The sequence below is a fragment of the Amycolatopsis acidicola genome, from assembly GCF_007713735.2.
In the GTDB taxonomy this organism is placed as follows: Bacteria; Actinomycetota; Actinomycetes; order Mycobacteriales; family Pseudonocardiaceae; genus Amycolatopsis_E; species Amycolatopsis_E acidicola.
The window spans coordinates 286,060-305,470 of sequence record NZ_VMNW02000001.1; the positions used below are offsets into that span (position 1 = coordinate 286,060).

The following is a 19,411-nucleotide window of genomic DNA, read 5'->3' on the forward strand; positions in this document are numbered from 1 at the left end:
ACGCTGCGCGCGGCTAGCCCCCCGCCGTAAGCAGAACCTTCCCGAACACTCCGCCTTCATCCAGTGCGCGGTGCGCGTCGGCGGCCTCGGCGAGCGGGATGGCCTGGCCGATCACCGGCTGCACGGAGCCTTCCTTGACCAAGGGCCACAGCCGTTCCCGCACGTCCGCGACGATCCGGCCCTTGTCGTCCACCGGGCGGGCGCGCAACGTGGTCGCGCCGACGCGGCCGCGTTTGCCGATCAGCTTGGCGATGTTCAGCTCGGCCTTGATCCCGCCCTGCATCCCGATGATCGCGAGCCTGCCGTTGGTCGCGAGCGCGTCGATGTTGCGGTCGAGGTACGCGGCGCCCATGTTGTCGAGGATGACGTCCGCGCCGCCGGTCTCCTTCTGCAGCTCGGCGACGAAGTCCTGTTCGCGGTAGTTGATCGCGATGTCGGCGCCGAGCTGGCGGCAACGCTCCAGCCGTTCCGCCGAACCCGCCGTGACGGCCACCGTCGCGCCGAGCGCCTTGCCGACCTGGATGGCGTGTGTGCCGATGCCGCCCGCGCCGCCGTGCACCAGCAGCACTTCGCCCTCGCGCAGGCCCGCTTCCATCACGACGTTCGACCAGACAGTGCAGGCCACCTCGGGCAACGCCGCGGAAGCGACGAGGCTTACTTCGCCGGGCACCGGCAGTAGTTGCACCGCGGGAACCGCGACCTTCTCCGCGTACCCGCCACCCGCGAGCAGCGCGCACACCTCGTCGCCGACCTGCCAGCCCTCGACGCCTTCGCCGAGCTCCGCGATCGTGCCCGAACACTCGAGGCCCAGGATGTCGCTGGCGCCCTTCGGCGGCGGGTATTTGCCTTGCCGCTGCATCAGATCCGCCCTGTTGACAGCACTGGCGGCGACGTTCAGCAGCACCTCGCCCGTGCCGGGGACCGGATCGGGCACCTCGGTCCACTCGAGGTTTTCGGGGCCGCCGGGTTCACGAATGGTGATCGCACGCATGGGCCCGACCCTATCCGCGGCCCGCGTCCGACCGCAGTCTTGACGTCCAGCAGTGGCTGTCAGCCCAGGTTCTTCGCGTTGAAGGTGTCGCATTTGGTGGGATCGCCTGTGGAGAACCCGGTGTTGAACCACTTCTCGCGCTGCGCGGACGTGCCGTGGGTGAACTGCGAGGTGTCCACCTTGCCGTTGCCGAGGTTCTTCTGGATGTAGTCGTCGCCGATGCGGGAGGCGGTGTCGAGGGCCCGCTGCACGTCGTCCTGGGTGACGTCGGTGATCAGCGGTTTGCCGCTGGACGACGGGGTTGTGGTGGCGTGATTGCCCCACACCCCGGCGTAGCAGTCGGCCTGCAGCTCGAGCCGGACCGAGCCGGACGTCGGCCCGGAGCCGCTGCCCGCGCGGTTCGAGGTGCCCAGGAGGTTCTGGATGTGGTGGCCGTACTCGTGGGCGAGCACGTAGGCCTCGGCGAAGGGACCGCCATCGGCGCCGAAGCGGGTCTGCAGTTCCTGGAAGAACGACAGGTCGATGTAGACCTCGGAGTCGGCGGGGCAGTAGAAGGGGCCGGTGTCGGAGGTGGCGCTGCCACAGCCCGTGCGGACGCCGCCGTTGAAGAAGTTGGTGGTGGCCTTGCGGTAGGTGCGCCCGGAGCGGGCGAACTGGCCGTCCCAGTAGTCCTGGATCGAGTTGATCATGGCGACCACGGCGCAGTCGTGGTTGCGGTTGGCGTCGGCGCCGGTGCGGCATTCGGAGGCGAGCGAGCTGTTGCTGACCTGCTGGCCGGAGCCGAGCTGGCTGAGCCCGGCGGCGTTGCTGGACGGGCCGATGCCGCCGACCTGGCTGAGCACGAAGTAGATGATCACGCCGACCACGCCGAGCCCGCCGCCACCCAGTACGACCCGGCCGCCGATACCCCCGCCACCTCCGCCGCCGCGGAGATCGGAGACCTCGGATGCGTCGAGCCCTGCGTCGTCGTCGAACCTCACGAGGCGGGAGCATACCGACACGACCCTGGGTGCGGTCCACGTCGGAACCGCACCCAGGTTTCTTCGAGGTTGTCATCGTGTTCGGCGGTTGGCTGCCTCTCGGGCCGGCGACTCGCATTGCCGGTGCGTGCACGGAGACAGCACCTGGAGGCAGGCTAGAACGTCGCCGTTGATGCGCGAGAGGTTGATCGAGCGCATGGCGTTGACACCCGTGCTGCTCGCATTCGCGACCGGGCTGGACTCACCCCATCCCGGCCGTGGGTACACAGCCGGCAGTCAACCGCGAGGGATCATTCGCCATTGAATCACCTGGCCTCTCCCGGTGGACGGCCCCGCGCGGCACACCTCGGTGATGCGCCCCTGTCCTGGGGTCGATCCTTCCGTTGTCAACCAGGATGCGCCTTCTCTCGGCGAGTCTCAACCATTCCGTTATCCCTCTTCCGGGCCTATTCTGGGTCGGCGGATAGGGTTCCCTGTCATGGGCGATGTGCGCTGGTTGAGCGAGCCGGAGATGCGCGCCTGGCGGTCCTACATCGTGGCGACGATGGGGTTGCGCCAGCGGCTGCACCGCGAGATGAGCGAATCCCACGACATCTCACTGACCGACTACGAGGTGCTCGTCGTGCTCGATGAGGGCGGGCGCGTGCGGATGTCGGAACTGGCGAGCCTGCTCGGCTCCACGAAGAGCAGGCTGTCGCACCAGATCGGCCGGATGGAAGACGCCGGCTACGTACGCCGCGTCGCCGACCCTGAGGACAAGCGCGGGGTGGCCGCCGAACTGACCGACACCGGGCACGCCATGCTGGAAAAATGCGCCCCCACCCACGTCGAAGGCGTGCGGACACACCTGATCGACCTGCTGACCACCGAGGAACAGACGCTGCTGGCGAAGGCCTTCCACCGGGTCGAGGAACACCTGCACCAGCTGGACGAGTGACGGGCTACCCTGCACTTTAGGGAAGCGTGGCAGAGCGGCCGAATGCACTCGCCTTGAAAGCGAGCGTCGGGCAACCGACCGGGGGTTCAAATCCCTCCGCTTCCGCTTTTCTTACGGCTCTACATGGGCCGCCGCGCATCAGTTCATGGCGAAGTGGATCACCATCCCCGGCCGAGCTTGCGCGGCGCGGTCGACGTCGGTGGACAGGACTACTCCGATGACCGGGTAGCCGCCCGTGACGGGGTGGTCCGCGAGGAACAGCGTGGGCTGGCCGGAGGGCGGCACCTGTAGCGAGCCGAGCACAATGCCTTCGCTCGGCATCTCTTCGCAGCGGGTGCGGCTGAGTACCTTGCCGGACAAGCGGATGCCGATCCGGTTGCTCTCCGACGTCACGGCGTACGGCTCGGACACCAGCGTCCGCAGGGCGTCCTCGGTGAAGAAGTCGGCGCGAGGGCCCGGCGTGATTCGCACGGTTAGCTCGTCCGCGGGCGGCGGGGCCACGGGGGCGATGCCGACAGGGGACCACAGGCCGGCGGTCCGCCCGACGGGCAGGACATCGTTGCGGCGCAACGGCGGCGGGCCGAGGCCGGACAGCAGATCCGTGGACCGCGAGCCCAGCACGGGCTCGACATCGAAACCGCCGTGGGCGGCCAGGTACGTGCGCAGGCCGGTGTGTGGCGTGCCGAGGCGCAGGACGGCGCCGGCGGGGAGACGCAGTACCGAGTTCATCGCGCCGCTGCGCTCGTCGACGGTGATCGGGCACGGCGCGCCCGTGATGGCGACCGTCGTGTCGTGCAGGGCGCGTGCGGTGAAACCGCCGAAGGTGATTTCGACGGCGGCCAGCCCTTCTTCGTTGCCTGCCAAGCGATTCGCGAGCCGGAACGACGCGCGGTCCGCCGCGCCGGAGGTGCTCACGCCGACATCGGCATAGCCGGGCCTGCCCAGATCCTGCACTGTCGCAAGTGGACCGGTGTCGACGATCTCCAGACCAGCACGCATCAAACGGTCTCCTGGAACCGCACCCGCACCCCGGGCCGCAGCAGCGCGGGCGGATCGCGGTCGGTCCGCCAGACCTCCAGGTCGGTGTGCCCGATCAGCTGCCACCCGCCGGGCGTGTCCCTCGGATAGATCCCGCTGAAAGTTCCGTTCAACGCGACCGATCCGGCGGGCACCCTGGTCCGCGCCACCGTGCGGCGGGGCACGTCCAGCCTTGCGCGATCTCCTGACAGGTAACCGAAACCCGGGACGAAGCCGCCGAAACTGACTGTCCACTCTGTACTCGTGTGCGCGTCGACGACCTCGAACTCCGTCAGCCCGGTCAACTGGGCGACCGCGCGCAGATCCTCGCCGTCATAGGCCACCGGCACGCTCACCAGCTCCCGCTCGGCCGCCCGCCTGCCGGGCAGCGCGCGGACCAGCGCCTCGATCTTCTCGATGTCGGCGTGCTCCGGATCGAGCCGCAGCAACAACGACCGCGCGGCGGGGACGAGTTCGGTCACGCCCTTCGGCAGTTCGGCGGTCAGCGCGGCGTGCATGGCCAGCACCTCGGGCAGCTCGCCGAACTCGACGAGCAATCCTGAATCGGCGCAGCGCAAGAGCTTCATCGCCGATCACCGCCTTCCATGGCGCGGGGCTCCGGTGACCAGGGCCACCCTAGCTAATTGTTGAACAATCCTGCAAGGATCTTGTGCAACTTTCTTGTTAAACTCGCCCCGACGAGTGGAGGCCCGATGACCACGGCGGAAGATCCCTGGGCGGATCTGCTGGCAGGCGACCGCGCGCTCCTCGACCGGACGAGTACGGCCGAGCGGGTGGCGGATGTGCTGCGACAGCGCATCATCGACGGCGTGCTCCTGCCAGGGACACGGCTGTCGGAAGAGAGTGTCGGGCGCGCGCTCGCGGTCTCCCGCAACACGCTCCGCGAGGCGTTTCGCCTGCTGGTGCACGAAAGGCTGCTGGTGCACGAGTTCCACCGCGGCGTGTTCGTGCGGGTGCTCTCGGCGGAGGACGTCGTGGACCTTTACCGCATCCGGCGGATGCTGGAGACCTCCGCGGTGCGCTACGCCGAAGGGGCCTCGGCCGAGCTGGTCAGCGCGGTGGGGGAAGCGGTGACGGTCGGCGAGGAGGCCGCGAAACGGGAGAGCTGGCTCGAAGTCGGCACAGCGAACATGCGGTTCCACGAAGCGCTCGCGGCACTGGCCCGCAGCCCCCGCGTGGACGAGATCATGCGGCAGCTGCTGGCCGAGTTGCGCCTTGCGTTCCATGTGATGTCGCGACCGCGTGAGTTCCACGAGCCCTACCTCGGGCTCAACCGGTCCATCGCCGATCTGATCGCGGCCGGACAGCTCGCCGACGCGGAGCGCCGGCTCGACGAGTACTTCGACGGTGCGGAAGAGCAGTTGGTGCAGGCCTACCAGCTCACGCGCTGATCCTGGTGCCGCGCGACTTGCCGCGCAGCCAAGCCTCGACGAGACGGGTGCGACGGCGGGCCGGGGTGCGCTTCTTCTCGACGCCACGGCGGCGGTTCTGGCGCAGCGGCGTCACCGGCACGCCGCGGTCACGGCACGCGTCGCAGTCGACAACCCGCGAAGAGATCAGTCCGGTCTCGTGGTCGAACACCGGCTCCACGAACCAGCCGTCCGCGCCGGTCCCGCCGCACAGGGCACAGGAAGTGGAAGTCTCGGGCATAGTTCAGCCGTCCATTCCCCCCAGAATGGTTTTCCCTCGTGCGGGTCCGATTCTGCCGGGGCGCACTGACCGATCGACTACCGTGAGCTGACCGCGCTCCGACCCGGAAATCGCAGGTCAGCGACCAGGTACGGGAGCCGGTACGGGTGCCCGTACGGAACACTGTCCAGAGTGGACACCCCAGGTACGGGGATTGACACGCGTTTGTAGCTTTGGGGCGTGGACACACTCGACCCCACCCGCAACTTCATCATCTTCCTCCGCGGTGACGACCTGGACGACGCGCTGCACGTGGACACCTACGCGCAGGACGAGACAGCCGTCCGGAATTCGTGGCGGGAGCTGGGGGAGCGCGTGGGAGCGGGCGAGATCACCGGGATCTTCGCGCTCTGGAAGCCGTCCGCGATCGACGAGGTCTTCATCCGCGACACCTTCGCCGACATCGAGGTGCGCCACCAGTTCGACCGGCCGCGCGCGGGAAACTGGGAGGCCGCGTTCGCGCACGCGCGTGAAGTGCTGGAAGCCCAGCAGGCGGAAGCGGAACTGCCGCGGCGCGGCGAGGAACTGCCGGTCCTGCGCAGCGCTTCCCTGCCGGACAGCGCCACGATCAAGGAACTGATGCCGTGGGTCCCGGTCGTCGGCGACCACATCTACGCCACGCTCGCGCAGGTCGGGCCGACGCCGCACGGCACCATCGGCATGCATCACCTGCTGCGCAACCAGCTCGCCGGCCCGGACGAGTTCCCAAGGCGGATGGCCGACGCCGTGCACGCGGTCCGGACCGGGCTCCGGTTCGAGCGCTCGGACAGCGAGCACGGCCCGTTCACGCGCATCAGTCGCCAGGACGGGATCAACGCCGCGGCCGCCATCATGCTGCCCGATTTCCCCGCCTGGATCGAAAAGATGACCGGCGGGTGGACCGATCTCGCCGTCTGCATCCCGTCGCCGGACTTCGCGCTGATCGAGCAGACCGGCTCGTTCCGGGCGCGCAGGATGGAGCAGGAGATCCGCGAGAGCGGACCGGTCGCGGAGCTGCTGCCCAGCCTGCTGCGGATCACCGCCGACGGCATCGAGCTGATCGCCGAGGGCAGGCTCCGGTAATCCACTGTGGACGGTCAGGAAACGTAGGCCTGTAACCGGGCCACCCGCGAGGGATCGCGCAGTTTGAGCAGCGTGCGGCGTTCGATCTGCCGGATCCGTTCCCTCGTGACGCCGAGTTCGCGGCCCACTTCGTCGAGCGTCCGCTGCCTGCCGTCGTCGAGCCCGCAGCGCAGCCGGATCACCTGCTGTTCGCGTTCGCTGAGCGTGGTGTCCAGCAGCGAGTCGATCTCGTGCCGGAGCACCTGCCTGGCGACCACCTCGCCGGACCGGGCGTACGGCGTGCTGTAGCGCAGGAAATCCGCGAGGACACTGCGCCCGTCACTGCCGACGGCCTGGTCGAGGCTGACCGGTTCCTGGTTGTAGGAAAGGAGTTCGATCACCTGGAACGTGGACAGGCCGAGCTCCTCGGCGGTCTCCTCGTGCCGTGGTTCGCGGCCGAGCCGCAGCGAAAGCTCGCGGCGGGCACGGCTGACCTTGTTGACCTGCTCGGCCAGCCGGACCGGGATCCGGATGGTGCGGGACTGGTCGGCCAGCGCGCGGCTGATCGCCTGCCGGATCCACCACGTCGCGTACGTGGAGAACTTGAAACCCGGGGTGTAGTCGTATTTTTCGACCGCGTGGATGAGGCCGAGGTTGCCCTCCTGGATGAGGTCGAGCAGCGACATCCCGCGGTTCGTGTAGCGCTTGGCGATGCTCACGACCAGCCGCAGGTTCGCTTCCAGCAAGTGGTTCTTGGCCGCCCGGCCCTCTCCGGCGATGACGCGGAGATCGGCGCGGCGGCTGGGTTCGACATCGGGGTTTTCGGCGAGCAGATGCTCCGCGTACAACCCGGCCTCGATCTTGCGGGCCAGGTCCACTTCCTGCTCGACCGTGAGCAGCGCGGTGCGGCTGATTCCGTTCAGGTACGCGCGGACCAGATCCGTCGTGCCGTCCGGCTCGATGTCGACGAGTGGTGGCGCCACCTTTCCTTGCCCCTCCGGAGGAACTGCTACGGCCAGATTGCCCCCTCAGCGTGACCGACGACGCTGGCACCCGGCCGACGGTTTTCCGGAGGTGAAAACGGGGTGAACACCCTGGTCGAGAGCGCCGGGCGGGTAAGGGGGTGCGGACGGGTGCGGGTGGACTACGGGAGCACCGGCTTCCGCGGTGTTTTCCCGCGGATCGAGCATGGGCGTTCGCCGGGTGAATCGTTTAGTTTGAGCGAGTGGTTACCCCCATGATGTCGGGCCAGCTCCCGCAGGCCGCCACGCAGTTCAAGGCGCCCGAAGCGCCGCGTGGCCGCCCCCGTGGTGCCGCCTGGTTCCGGCCTCGCCGCAACCCGGGCAGGCTCGGCGTGCTCAGCCTCGCGAGGCTGCTCGTGTTCGAGATCGTCCTGGTCGTCGTGTTCTTCGTGCTGTTCCAGGAAATCTGGTCGATGATCCTCGGCGGGGTGCTCGGGCTGGTCGCGTTGGTCCTCGTGTTCGGCCGGGCAGGCGGGCGCTGGTGGACGGAGAGTTTCCTGCTGTGGCTGGGATTCCGCGCGCGCGACGGGTCCGCGGGCGAGTCGCGGGACGATCCGCGGCTGACCGCGTTGTCCGAGCTGGCCCCGGATCTGGTCGTGGAGAACGTGGCCGGCCCCGGGGATTCCGAGCTGGGCATGGGAAGTGACGGCGCGGGCTGGTTCGCCGTGCTCGAGGTCGCCGTCTCCGGTCCGCTCCCGCCGGTGCCGCTGAGCGCGTTGTCCGCGATCGCGGCGGAGGCGGAGCAGGCGGGCGTGGTGATTCAGGTCGTCTCGCACCGGGATCCGCGCGGGAACGTGCTGTGGGTCGCGGTGCGGTTGGACGCGCGTCAGGTCGCCGAGTCGATGATCGACCGGCCGGGCGACGACGTCGACGTGCCCGTGGTGCTCGCCGAAGTGACCAGACGCGCGGAAAGGGCGTTGCGCCGCCGGGGTTTGCAGGCCACGGTGCTGGACGCGGACGGGGTGGTGGAAGCGCTTTCCCGATCCTGTGACCTCGTGCCGGGCGCGCGGATCAGGGAGAACTGGCAGGCCTGGCATTCCGCCCGGCTCGCGCACGGATGCTTCTGGGTCGAGGCGTGGCCCGACTCCGAGCGCGGCACCAGCCTGCTCGCCGCGTTCCTCGAAGTGCCCGCGGCGCTGGTGAGTGTGGCGCTGCTGTTGGAGCCGGCGGACGAGGGCACGAGCCTGCGCTGCCTGGTCCGCACGGCCATCCGGCCGGACCGCTACAAGCAGCTGAGCGAACTGGTCACGCAGATCGCCGTGCGCGCCGGCGCGCGGCTGTCCCGTTTGGACGGTCAGCACGCGCCGGCCGTCTACGCGTCGGCGCCCAGTGGAGGAGGTGCGCGATGAACCAGCCCAACCAGCCGCCCGCACGTCCGATGCCGCCGGGCCCGGCAGCCGCGGCGCCCCCGCCGCCGCAACAACAACCCGTACAGCAGCCTCAGCAGCAGCCGTATCCGCCGCAACAGCCGATGCCGCAGGGCAGGCCGGTACTGGGCGCGCCGTATCAGGGGTACGCACCGCCGACCACCGCTGTCGCGCCGCCTCCGGCGCAGCATCGTCAGCAGGCCGCCGCGCAGGCAGTGGCCACGGTGGAAACCGCGCGCCCGCTCGGGCTTTCCGTTGCCGCGCCGCCTGCTCCGCCCGGGCACCGGCCGAACGGTGGTGGCCCGCCGCCAGTCGTTCCCGAGCAGCGCGAGTGGCGGCAGCGCAGGCACAGGTCGATCCCGCGGCTGCGGATCGGCTGGCACCAGGCGTCGCCGACGGACCTGGACAGGCTGCAGGTCGCCGGTGCTTCGTTCGGACTTCGCCTGGGCCGCAACCAATCCGGCTTCCCGGTGGCGCTCGCGCTGTTCCAGCCGGAACCGACGACGGTGTCGCTCATCGGCGGTTCGTGGGCCGCGCGCCTGCTCGCGTACCGCGCGCTGGGCTACGGCGCACGTGTGCGCGTGCTGACGTCGCATCCGGCGGGCTGGTCCGACCTCGGCCGCTGCGCGACCGGACGGACGGACCGGGTCGCCGTGCTGCCGCCCGGATCCCCAGTGGAGACAACGGCTTCCGCGGACGCGCCGGTGCTCGTCCTCCACGACACCGACCAGCCGCCGTCGGCGACGGAACCGGTGGCGTGGGAGACGAGGCTGACGGTGTTGCGGCGGCTGACGCCGGACCGCGTGGCCGCCATGCCGCACGCGAGCATCGTGATGATGCAGCGGCTCACCCCGAACGAGGCGCAGATCCTCGCGTCCGCCCTGCGGCTCACCCCGCGCACTTCGCAGCAGCTGCCGATGCTGCGCGACGACATGATGGCGATCATGTCCGACACGGGGAACCACTACGTGTGGCTCGGCCCCGGCAAGGCCGAACTGGACCTGCTCGGGCGCCCCGGCCGGTACTGAACCCGGCCGGGGCCGCCCGGCTCAGTGCGTGAGCGCGACGATCAGCGCGCCGACGCCGGCGAGCGAGGCGATCGGGCCGCAGTACTGCATGGGAATCCAGAAGAACCGGTGCCGGTTGCGCACCTCGGTGGGCCGACCGTCGAGCGGGCTCGCGACCGTCACCGGCCGGTTCAGCCGTTGGCCGACGAACCAGATCACCACCCCGGCCAGCATCAGCCCGATCCCCGTGCCGACGTTCGCGTGGTCGCTCGGGCCGCCGAACGCGACGCCGATCCCGCTGCCACCGCCGCCACCGGCGGCCGCGATCAGCAGCGTGAGAAATCCCAGACCGGACCAGACGATCACTTACCGGGCCTCCATTTCGGACTGTGGCAGGTGTGCCAGCTGCACGAGCCGCGCGCCCTTGTTGCGGGTGACGAGCCAACCCCGGCCCGGCGGCAGCTGCTGCGGGCGCAGGTTGCCCAGCAGCGGGCCCTCTTCCCGGTTGCCGGACATCAGGATGCCCGGCGAGGCGAGGTCCCGGACGCGCGAGAGCACCGGGTCGAACAGCGCGCGGCCGGCGCCGCCGGTGCGCCGGGTGATGATCAGGTGCAGGCCGATGTCCCGGCCCTGCGTCATGAACTCCAGCAACGGCGCCAGCGGGTTCTGGTGCGCGTTCGGTGCCACCAGGTCGAAATCGTCGACGAGGAGGAACAGTTCGGGCCCGCTCCACCAGCTGCGCGTGCGGATCTCCTCGGGCGTGATGTTCGGACCGGGCAGCCGTTTCGTCATCGCGTCGACGGTCAGCTCGACCATCTCCTTCGCCGCCGAGGACGTCGCGGCGTAGCCGATGAGATACTCGTCGGGGACCAGCCCGAGCAGGCTGCGCCGGTAGTCGATCACCGCGAGCTGCACCTCGTCCGCCCGGTAGCGCGCCATCAGGCTCGCCGCGGTCGCGCGCAGGAAGGAGCTCTTCCCGCTCTCGACGTCGCCGAGCAGCAACAGGTGCGGTTCGGCGGTGAAGTCGAGGTGCACCGGCTGCAGGTCCTCCTCCGAGATGCCGATCGCGATCCCGCGCGGGTCCACCCGGTTCACCGGCGGCAATGCCCGGTACGGCAGCTCCGGCGGCAGCAGCCGGACCGCGGGCGCGGCTTGGCCGGGCCACGCGTCGTTGACAGCCTTGATGAACTCCGCGACACCCTCGGCCAGATCCACGTCGGTCTGCCGTCCGTCGATCCGCGGCACACCGGCGAGGAACTGCATCGCGTCCGGGGAAAGCCCGCGCCCGGGAGACTGCTCGGGCACGGTCGCGGCCTGGCGGCGGCCGAACACCGAGTCGGCAGGGTCGCCGAGCCGCAGCTCCACCCGGCTGCCGAACATGTCCCGCACCGTCATCCGCAGGTCCATCCACCGGTTCGCGGCGCCGACCACGTGCACGCCGAACGCGAGCCCGCGGTTGACCAGCTCGATCACCTTCGGTTCGAGGTCCTCGAACTCGGTGCGCAGCGTGGACCAGCCGTCGATCACGACGAAAAGGTCGCCGAACCGGTCCTCCGGGAAATGCCCTTCCCGCAACAGTTTCCGGTAGCCGGCCATGCCGTCGACGCCGTGTTCGGAGAACCGCTGCTCGCGTTCGGTGAGCAGGTTGTGCGCTTCGCTGATCGTGCGCCGCACCTGGTTCACGTCGCGCCGCGTGGCGACGCCGCCGACGTGCGCGAGGTCCCGCATCGCGGTGAGCCCGCCGCCGCCGAAGTCCAGGCAGAAGAACTGCACTTCACGCGGGGTGTGGGTGAGCGCGAGACTGCCGATGAGCGTGCGCAGCACGGTGCTCTTGCCGCTGTGCGGCCCGCCGATGACGGCGACGTTCCCGCCCGCGCCGGCGAGATCCACCCAGCACACGTCGCGGCGTTGTTCGGCGGGGCGGTCGATGATGCCCGTCGCGGCCCGGAGCGCGCCGCGGTGCTCGACCGCCTCGGTGGTGAGCCCGCGCTCGGGGTCGACGACCAGCGTGGACACGAGGTCTTCGAGCGTGGGCGGTTCCGCGAGCGGCGGCAGCCACACCCGGTGTGCCGGCGCGCCCTTGCCCTCCATCCGGTCGACGAGGACGTCGAGCAGGGTTTCCGCGAGCTCGTCCGGGGTTTCCTCCTGCTGCGGCAACGCTTCCGCGAGCCTTGGCCGCAGGTAGCGCGTCGAGTAGTCCTGCACCGGGTCGATCTGGCGGCCCTCGTCGTCGGTGCGGCGGACCGACCCGCGCCGGTGCACGCCGGAGACGTAGGCGGCCTTGAACCGCACCAGGTCCTCGGTTCCGGTGCGCAGGTAACCGTTTCCGGGCGCGCGCGGCAGCTGGTACGCGTCCGGCGAACCGAGCACCACGCGGCTTTCCATCGCGGAGAACGTACGCAGCCCGACGCGGTAGGACAGGTGTGAATCCAGGCCGCGCAGCCTGCCCTCTTCGAGCCGTTGCGAGGCGAGCAGCAGGTGCACGCCGAGCGACCGGCCGACTCGTCCTATTTGGACGAACATGTCGATGAAGTCCGGCCGTGCGGTGAGCAGTTCGGAGAACTCGTCGACGATCACCAGCAACGCGGGCAGCGGATCCAGCGGGGCGCCCGCGATGCGGGCCTTCTCGTAGTCGCGCTGGGAACCGTAGTTGCCCGCCTTGCGCAGCAGTTCCTGGCGCCGCAGCAGTTCGCCCTGGATCGCGTCGAGCATCCGGTCCACGAGGTGCAGCTCGTCGGCGAGGTTCGTGATCACCGCGCTGGTGTGCGGCAGCCGGTCCAGTTTGGTGAACGTGGCGCCACCCTTGAAGTCCACCAGCACGAAGTTGAGGATCTCCGAGTCGTGCGTGACGGCGAGCGCGAGCACGAGCGTGCGCAGCAGCTCCGACTTGCCCGAACCGGTCGCGCCGACGAGCAGGCCGTGCGGGCCCATGCCGTCCTGCGCGGACTCCTTGAGGTCCAGTTCCATCGGCCTGCCCTCGGCGTTGATGCCGATCGGCACCCGCAGCCGGTCGCGGTTGGACCGGGCGGCCCAGCTCTTGGTCAGGTCGAACTCGTACGGATCGCCGAGGCCGAGCAGATCGGTCAGCTCCAGCGAGCCCGAGAGCGGCTGTTCCGTGGAGGACACGTTCGACAGGCGCATCGGCGCCAGCGCGCGGGCGAGGCCGAGCATCCCGGCTCCGTCGAAGGAATCCGCGGTGCCGACGCTGCCGCCGCCGTCCATCGTGCGGCTGGTCATCGCGCCGTTTTCGTCGATGTCGAGCACCAGCGTCACGGGGTCTAGTACGCGCGGCGGTTCGTCGGCGAGGTTGATCAGGGTGACGCCCTCGACGCCGCCCTCGATCATCAGGTGCTCGGAGCTGCGGGTGTCGCCGCCGTCGAGGAACACCACGAGGTGCGTGGAACCCTCCGTGGGCACGGCGCCGGGGTTGAACCGCGGCCGGTTGGCGACGACGTCGTCCAGCATCGCTTCGAGCGCGGTCACGCTGTTGGCCACCAGGCGGATCGGGCCGACGGCGTCCACTTTGGTCGGATGCAGCGCCTGCGGCAGCCATTTCGCCCATTCCCAGATCTTCCGGTCCTGGTCCGGCACGCAGCAGGCCATGAGCACGTCACCGGGGGCGTGGAAGGTGCCGAGCTGGGCGGCCATCGCGCGTGCCAGCGCGCGGGCGCGCTCGCGGTCGCCGGCCAGGTAGATCTGCGAGAACCCGCGCAACGCCACCGCGACCGGCAGGTCCGGCACCGTCGAGTAGGTGGTGACGAACTTCCGCAATGCCATGGCGCACAACGGTTCCAGCTCGTCGATCGGTTTGGTCTCCGGTGGCACCAGCCGGGTCGCCAGCTCCTGCGGGCCGAGCCCGATCCGCACCACCGTGTAGTCCCAGTCGCCGGGCCGCCGTTCCCACAGGCGCGCGCTGTGAGCCGTCGACCACAGGCGGGCGGGATCGGGGTGGCGATAGAACATCGCGTGCCGCTGGGCCTCGATCGTGCCGCGAACCTGCGCGCGCAGCTGGGAAAGCCGCCGCATGTACTGCCGCCTGCTGGCGATCATCTCCTGTTTGCTGGCGCCCTGCCCGCTCTGGCTGAGGATCTGGAACAGGATCATGCCCAGCACGGCGACGCCGTAGAGCCCACCGGCGACGTACATCAGCGGGCCCGACGCGCGGCCGCCGCCGATGAGCAGCGCCATCCCGCCGGTGCCCGCCACCATCGGCAGGATCATCAGGACACGGGTCCAGTTCTTGCCGCTGGGCGGCGGGTTCTCCGGCGGCGGGTCCAACATCAGCTCGCCGGACGGCAGTTCCGGCGCGGGCCTCCGCAGCGGACGCTTGACTACGATCGTGCCCAAGATCCGACCCCTCCCCGAAACTCCGCCGGGCGAAGCGCGCTCAGCACTGGCGCGGTGGTGCTTGTATTGGTGCGCAGGGCGATCATGATCGGAACCGCCCCGGCGAAAGGGGAGCACCCGCGATGACATCCGCGATGGGCATGGCGCTGGCCAAGGTCACCATCACCACGCCGAAACGCGGGATCGACGTGGCGCTGCCGGAAAATGTCACTGTCGCCGAACTCCTGCCCTACCTGCTCCGCCATGCCGGTGACGACGCACCGGACGCCGGCGAGAGCCACGGTGGCTGGGCACTGCGGCGGCCCACCGGCGAGCAACTGGACCCCAAGCAAACACTCGGCGGTCAAGGGGTCCGCGACGGCGAAGTGCTGCACCTCGTGCCGGGGCAGGTGGAATGGCCCGAGATCGAGTACGACGACCTGGTGGAGGCGATCGCCAGCGGTGCGCGCCGGTACGGGCGCAGCTGGGGCAAGGTCGCCACGAGGCGGTGCGGGCTCGCCGTCGGTGCCGCGGTGCTCAGCGGCAGCGCGCTTTTCGCGTTGTTCTTCCGGCCGCCGTGGCTGGTGCCCGGTCTGGTCCTGCTCGGCGCGGCGCTGGTGCTGTCGGCGCTCGGGATCGTGATCGCCAGGACGGTGCCGGACGCGCAGGCGGGCGCGGTGTTCGCCGGTTCCGCGCTGCCGCACGCGTTCGTCGGCGGCCTGCTGCTCACCGCGCCCACGGCCGGTGGGTACGGCGCTTTCGGTGCGCCACAACTACTTCTGGCCTCGGTCGCGCTGCTGGTGTTCGGGATCGCGGGCTACCTCGGCGTGACCGTGCTGGGCCGGGTGTTCATCGCCGCGGTGATGGCCGGGCTGCTCGGTGTGATCGGCGCGCTGGTCGGCGGTCCGCTGGAGCCGGACAGCGCGGCGGCGCTCGTGCTCGTGATCGGGATCGGCCTGCTGCCGGCGTATCCGCTGCTGGCGATCCGGCTCGGCCGCCTTCCGTTGCCGCAGCTCCCGCAGCGCGCGGCGGATCTACTCGGTGACGACCCGTCCCCGGCGGCGCCCGCTGTGTTCGCCGCGACGGCCCGCGCGGACGAGATCCTCTCCGGCCTGCTGCTCGGGGTGGCGGCCACCGCGGTGTTCGCCTCGATGTTCGTGGCCGGGCCCGGCGAGGTCGCCGAGCTGATCATGCTGACGCTGGTGGCGTTCTCGCTGCTGCTGCGCGCCCGCCTGTTCCCGGTCGCGCGGCAGCGGATCCCGTTGCTGGTGGCGGGTCTCGTGGTGGCCGCGACGCTGGCCGAGCAGTTCACCACGGGTGCGGCGGGGAACCTGGGCCCGGCGCTCGCGCTCGGTGCGGTGGCCTCGGTCGGCGCGCTCATCGCGGTGAGCGGAATGGTCTACAGCCGCAAGAACCCGACGCCGTGGTTCGGCCGGATCGCCGACGTGGTCGACGTGCTCGCGATCCTCGCGCTGATCCCGTTCGCCGGGTACATCACCGGGTTCTTCGCGTACGTGCAGGGCCTCATGGCCTCGGTCGGCTGAAGGGGAGCTCGTGCCAACCCGTCGGGATCAACTGCAGGCCTACCAGTTCATGATGCAGCGCGTGACGTCCGCGCTGATCGTGCACGAGACGGACCCGGAGGTCACCCCGCTGCGCCGCGGCGTCGGCGCGGTGTTCGCCGGAGTGATGATCGCGGTGCTCGTCGCCGCGGGGTTCGGGGTGTACGGCGTGTTCACCGGGGTCGGCGGCACGTCGTGGAAGTCCGACGGCGCGGTGATCATCGAGCGGGAGACCGGGGCCACCTACGTCTACCGGTCCGGCACGCTTCAACCGGCGTTGAACTACGCGAGCGCGCGGTTGCTCAGCGGCGAAAGCACGGTCACCACCTACCGGGTTTCGGGGGAGGACCTCGCCGGCCTGCCGCGCAAGGCGACCGTAGGCATCCCCGGCGCACCGCAGTCCCTGCCCGAGTCGGACCGGCTCACCGGCACGCCGTGGACGATGTGCTCGGTGCTGAGCACGAGCTCGGCCGGCACCCAGACCACGACCACCACTTTGCTGGTGGGGCAGGACCTTTCCGGCGGCCGCGCGCTGAACGACCAGGCGCTGCTGGTGCGCGACGATCTCGACGGCACGAACTACCTGCTGTGGAACGACCACCGGTACCGGATCACCGACGCGAACGCGACCCGCTCGCTGTTCGGCGCCGGGGTGAGCCCGGTGGCGGTGGGCTCGGCGTGGCTGAACGGGTTGCCAGCGGGGCAGGACATCGGGGCCATCGACGTGCCCGGCCGCGGCAGCCCTTCCGCGCTGTTGAGCGGGTTTTCGGTCGGCGACATCGTGTACTACCCGATCAACCAGGGCCTGCAGTACTACCTTGTGCGCACTGACGGGCTAGCGTCGTTGAGCGAGCTGCAGGTGCGGATCCTGCAGGGGCAGTATTCGGTGCAGCCCAAGCAGATCCCGGCCTCGGCCGCCAACGCCGCGCCGGTCAGCACGGCGCTGGCCCCGGCTGCGGGCGAAGCCGCACCGCCCACGCGGCCGCCCGCGCTGACCAGCTCGGACACCACCACGCTGTGCGCCCGCACCGGCGATGCCCGTACCGCGCCGGTGATCTCGGTCGGCGGGAACAACGGCCAGCTGGCCGCCGGCATCCAGACCACGCAGCAGAGCGGGGCGGGCACGAAACTGGCCGACCGGGTGCTGGTGCCGCCGGGCGGGGTCGCCGTCGTGCGGGCGCTGCCTTCGGAAACCGCGACCGCCGGGGCGTACAACCTGGTGACCGACCTCGGCCTGCGGTACCCGGTGCCGTCGGCGAAGGCGCTGGAGGCGCTCGGCTACTCGGAGTCGCAGGCCGTGGACATGCCCGCCGCGCTGGTACAACGGATCCCGCAGGGCCCGACACTGGACTTCGCCCCCGCCGCGATGCCCGCCACGCCCCAGTCCTGACTGTCCGTTGTGGATAGGCACGCGGCCTCCGCCCGTATTGGCCACCCGCGTCGGTGTGTTGGCCGGTGGTGTACGTGTGTTGGCTGCCCGCGTTGGTGTGTTGGCCGGTGGTGTACGTGTGTTGGCCGCCCGCGTTGGTGTGTTGGCTGGCGGGGTCTGTGCGTTGCCCGCTATCGGCGACGAACCCGCCCGCGAAGGGCCAACACGCTCGCGGGAGGGGCGAACACGCTCGCGGGAGGGGCCAACGCGCCCGCGTGGGGCGCCAACACGTCTGCATGGGGCGCCAACACACCTGCGGGAGGCGCCAACACGCTCGCGGGAGGCGCCAACACGCGCGCGGGAGGGGCCAACACGCCGTCCGTTGTGGACTGTCAGTCCTTGATGGCGTCCAGGAGGTCGTCGAGGACGAGGGTGCGGAGGTCTTCGCGGCCGGGGCGCCTGCCGAGCAGCCGCAGCCGCGAGGACTGCGACTTCCGCATCCGCTCCAGTAGCTTGCGGGCCTCGCGCGCGTTGCCGAAGTTCGCGTCCCGGTCGACCTGCGTGAACCACTCCAGCAGCGCCAGGTCCAGGTTCTCGCCGAGCTGGTAGTCGTCGCCCCGAGCCATCCGGACGCTGATCTGCACCAGCTCCTCGGGCGAGTAGTTCTCGAACTCCAGCGTCTTGGCGAACCGGGACGCCAGACCGGGGTTGGCGTCCATGAAGTCCAGCATTTCCTTGGTGTAGCCCGCGACGATCACGGCGACCTCGTCGCGGTGGTCCTCCATCAGCTTCACCAGCGTGTCGATGGCTTCCTGGCCGAAGTCCGAGCTGCCGCTACCGGTGGAACGGGACAGCGTGTACGCCTCGTCGATGAACAGCACGCCACCGCGCGCCTCGTCGAACGCCGACGCGGCCTTCTCCGCCGTGTGGCCGATGTACTGCCCGACGAGATCACGCCGCGAGACCTCCTTGAACCGGCCGTTCGGCAGGATGCCCAGCGCCTGCAGCAGCTGCCCGTAGATGCGCGCGACCGTCGTCTTGCCGGTACCGGGCGCGCCGGCGAAAACGAGGTGATTGCTCGCCGCGCCAACGGAAAGCCCCTCGCCGCGGCGCCACTCGTTGACCTGGATCTCGTCGATCAGCGCCCGGACTTCGTCCTTGACCCCGGCCAGCCCGATCATCCCGTCCAGCTCGCCGAGCAGCCGTTCCACCGTCTCGAGGTCCTGGTGGTTGCGCGTGCTCTCGACCGCGCCGACGAGCGGCTTTCCCTTACCGGACACGGGTTCCCGCACCTCCGCTGTCGCACCTTCGGCGAGCAGCACGCCAGGGGCGGCGGTGTTCTCCACGCGGCATTCGTCGACCAGCCCACCGCAGCCGCGTCCGATCGTGACGCCGTTGCCCTGCGTGTCGTGCACCCAGCACGAGCTGAGCGTGGGCGAAGTCTGGTCCGCCACGGCGATCCCGGCGTCGCCGGTCTGCGAGATGTCGCAGCGCTCCACCGCGGAATTCCCGGCCTGGTACATGTAGACGCCGCGGAAACCGCAGCGGGCGATCGTCGTGTTGCGCACGGTCACCTGCGCGCCGAGGCGCAGGATCACCCCGTCGTCGGCGATGTCCTTGACCTCACAGCGATCCATCAGCCCGTCGGAGTCCTCGATCACCACGCCGTACTGCGCGCCGTTGATCTTCACGTTGTGCAGTTCGACGTTCGCGCCGTCGGAAACGCTGATGGCGGCGGCGAAACCGGCCTCCGCCGCGCAGTCGCTGACTTTCACCCGGCCCCCGCTGACGCGCACGGCGGAGTTCTCCGTCGAGCGCACGGCCAGCCCGATGAGCTCGACGTGTGCCTGCACGAGCGAGATCGTCGGCTGTTCGGGGAACGGGGAACTCAGCGTCACCGTTCCGGCTTCCCGCGCGCTGATCGCCAGCTTCCGCCGCTGGATGACCAGTGGCTCCTCGTAGTCGCCGGGCGCCAGCGAGATCACCGCACCCTCGTCCGCGAGTTCCAGAGCGTCCCGGATGGACGGAAGCGCGCCGCGTTGCCCGGGCGCCACCAGCAGAGTGCGTGCCATACCTCCATTT

Annotated in this window: 16 protein-coding genes and 1 tRNA gene; 8 read left to right on the forward strand and 9 right to left on the reverse strand. The window is 70.1% G+C overall.

The genetic code is table 11. The annotated features are described in order from the left end of the window. Positions 1–13 precede the first annotated feature (13 nt). Positions 14–991: an NAD(P)H-quinone oxidoreductase gene (locus tag FPZ12_RS01415; protein ID WP_144746428.1), complete on the reverse strand. Its 978-nt coding sequence runs from the start codon at positions 989–991 to the stop codon at positions 14–16. A 59-nt stretch (positions 992–1,050) separates the two neighbouring features. Continuing rightward, positions 1,051–1,971 (reverse strand): KPN_02809 family neutral zinc metallopeptidase, encoded by a 921-nt coding sequence (gene ypfJ, locus FPZ12_RS01420; RefSeq protein ID WP_150980163.1) that lies wholly within the window; start codon positions 1,969–1,971, stop codon positions 1,051–1,053. A 478-nt stretch (positions 1,972–2,449) separates the two neighbouring features. On the opposite strand from ypfJ, the gene FPZ12_RS01425 reads away from it, so the two are divergent. Together FPZ12_RS01425 and FPZ12_RS01430 are read left to right on the forward strand one after the other, a co-directional pair. Beyond that, positions 2,450–2,908 (forward strand): MarR family winged helix-turn-helix transcriptional regulator, encoded by a 459-nt coding sequence (locus FPZ12_RS01425; RefSeq protein WP_144746432.1) that lies wholly within the window; start codon positions 2,450–2,452, stop codon positions 2,906–2,908. Between the two features lie 20 nt (positions 2,909–2,928). Further along, positions 2,929–3,013, forward strand: a tRNA-Ser gene (locus FPZ12_RS01430). A gap of 33 nt (positions 3,014–3,046) precedes the next feature. Here the strand turns inward: FPZ12_RS01430 and FPZ12_RS01435 are convergent. Next, positions 3,047–3,907: a 5-oxoprolinase subunit C family protein gene (locus tag FPZ12_RS01435; RefSeq protein WP_144746434.1), complete on the reverse strand. Its 861-nt coding sequence runs from the start codon at positions 3,905–3,907 to the stop codon at positions 3,047–3,049. Further along, entirely contained in the window at positions 3,907–4,512 is a 606-nt protein-coding gene (locus FPZ12_RS01440) for a 5-oxoprolinase subunit B family protein (RefSeq protein ID WP_144746436.1), read from the reverse strand. The genes FPZ12_RS01435 and FPZ12_RS01440 overlap by 1 nt, the downstream gene beginning before the upstream one ends. A 126-nt stretch (positions 4,513–4,638) precedes the next feature. On the opposite strand from FPZ12_RS01440, the gene FPZ12_RS01445 reads away from it, so the two are divergent. Then, on the forward strand, positions 4,639–5,337 hold the full coding sequence (locus tag FPZ12_RS01445; RefSeq protein WP_144746438.1) for a GntR family transcriptional regulator: 699 nt from the start codon (positions 4,639–4,641) through the stop codon (positions 5,335–5,337). Here FPZ12_RS01445 and FPZ12_RS01450 read toward each other — a convergent pair. Further along, a complete protein-coding gene (locus FPZ12_RS01450) occupies positions 5,327–5,596 on the reverse strand; it encodes a hypothetical protein (protein ID WP_144746440.1) in 270 nt (89 codons plus the stop codon). The two genes, FPZ12_RS01445 and FPZ12_RS01450, sit on opposite strands and share 11 nt — an antisense overlap. Positions 5,597–5,815: 219 nt before the next feature. Here FPZ12_RS01450 and FPZ12_RS01455 point away from each other — a divergent pair, with 219 nt between their 5' ends. After that, complete coding sequence (locus FPZ12_RS01455) at positions 5,816–6,697, forward strand: hypothetical protein (RefSeq protein WP_144746442.1); 882 nt, start codon at positions 5,816–5,818, stop codon at positions 6,695–6,697. Positions 6,698–6,711: 14 nt separating this feature from the next. Here FPZ12_RS01455 and FPZ12_RS01460 read toward each other — a convergent pair whose 3' ends face one another. Beyond that, a complete protein-coding gene (locus tag FPZ12_RS01460) occupies positions 6,712–7,659 on the reverse strand; it encodes a sigma-70 family RNA polymerase sigma factor (RefSeq protein WP_243769613.1) in 948 nt (315 codons plus the stop codon). 242 nt (positions 7,660–7,901) lie between these two features. On the opposite strand from FPZ12_RS01460, the gene FPZ12_RS01465 reads away from it, so the two are divergent. Together FPZ12_RS01465 and FPZ12_RS01470 are read left to right on the forward strand one after the other, a co-directional pair. Beyond that, a complete protein-coding gene (locus FPZ12_RS01465; protein ID WP_243769614.1) occupies positions 7,902–9,047 on the forward strand; it encodes a type VII secretion protein EccE in 1,146 nt (381 codons plus the stop codon). After that, positions 9,044–10,093 (forward strand): hypothetical protein, encoded by a 1,050-nt coding sequence (locus FPZ12_RS01470; RefSeq protein ID WP_144746444.1) that lies wholly within the window; start codon positions 9,044–9,046, stop codon positions 10,091–10,093. Before FPZ12_RS01465 ends, FPZ12_RS01470 begins: the two co-directional genes overlap by 4 nt. Before the next feature lie 21 nt (positions 10,094–10,114). On the opposite strand, the gene FPZ12_RS01475 is transcribed toward FPZ12_RS01470, so the two are convergent. Then, positions 10,115–10,438 carry a hypothetical protein gene (locus FPZ12_RS01475; protein WP_144746446.1) on the reverse strand — a complete coding sequence of 108 codons (324 nt, stop codon included), beginning with the start codon at positions 10,436–10,438 and terminating at the stop codon, positions 10,115–10,117. Next, entirely contained in the window at positions 10,439–14,419 is a 3,981-nt protein-coding gene (gene eccCa / locus FPZ12_RS01480) for a type VII secretion protein EccCa (protein WP_144746448.1), read from the reverse strand. A 122-nt stretch (positions 14,420–14,541) separates the two neighbouring features. Here eccCa and eccD point away from each other — a divergent pair, with 122 nt between their 5' ends. Then, the gene (gene eccD, locus FPZ12_RS01485) at positions 14,542–15,942 is read left to right on the forward strand and encodes a type VII secretion integral membrane protein EccD (RefSeq protein ID WP_144746450.1); all 1,401 of its coding nucleotides are present in this window, start codon (positions 14,542–14,544) and stop codon (positions 15,940–15,942) included. Between the two features lie 10 nt (positions 15,943–15,952). Beyond that, positions 15,953–17,350 (forward strand): type VII secretion protein EccB, encoded by a 1,398-nt coding sequence (gene eccB, locus FPZ12_RS01490; RefSeq protein ID WP_144746452.1) that lies wholly within the window; start codon positions 15,953–15,955, stop codon positions 17,348–17,350. Positions 17,351–17,721: 371 nt separating this feature from the next. Here eccB and FPZ12_RS01495 read toward each other — a convergent pair whose 3' ends face one another. Then, positions 17,722–19,401, reverse strand: coding sequence for a right-handed parallel beta-helix repeat-containing protein (locus FPZ12_RS01495; RefSeq protein WP_144746454.1), 1,680 nt, complete (start codon positions 19,399–19,401; stop codon positions 17,722–17,724). Positions 19,402–19,411: the final 10 nt, after the last annotated feature.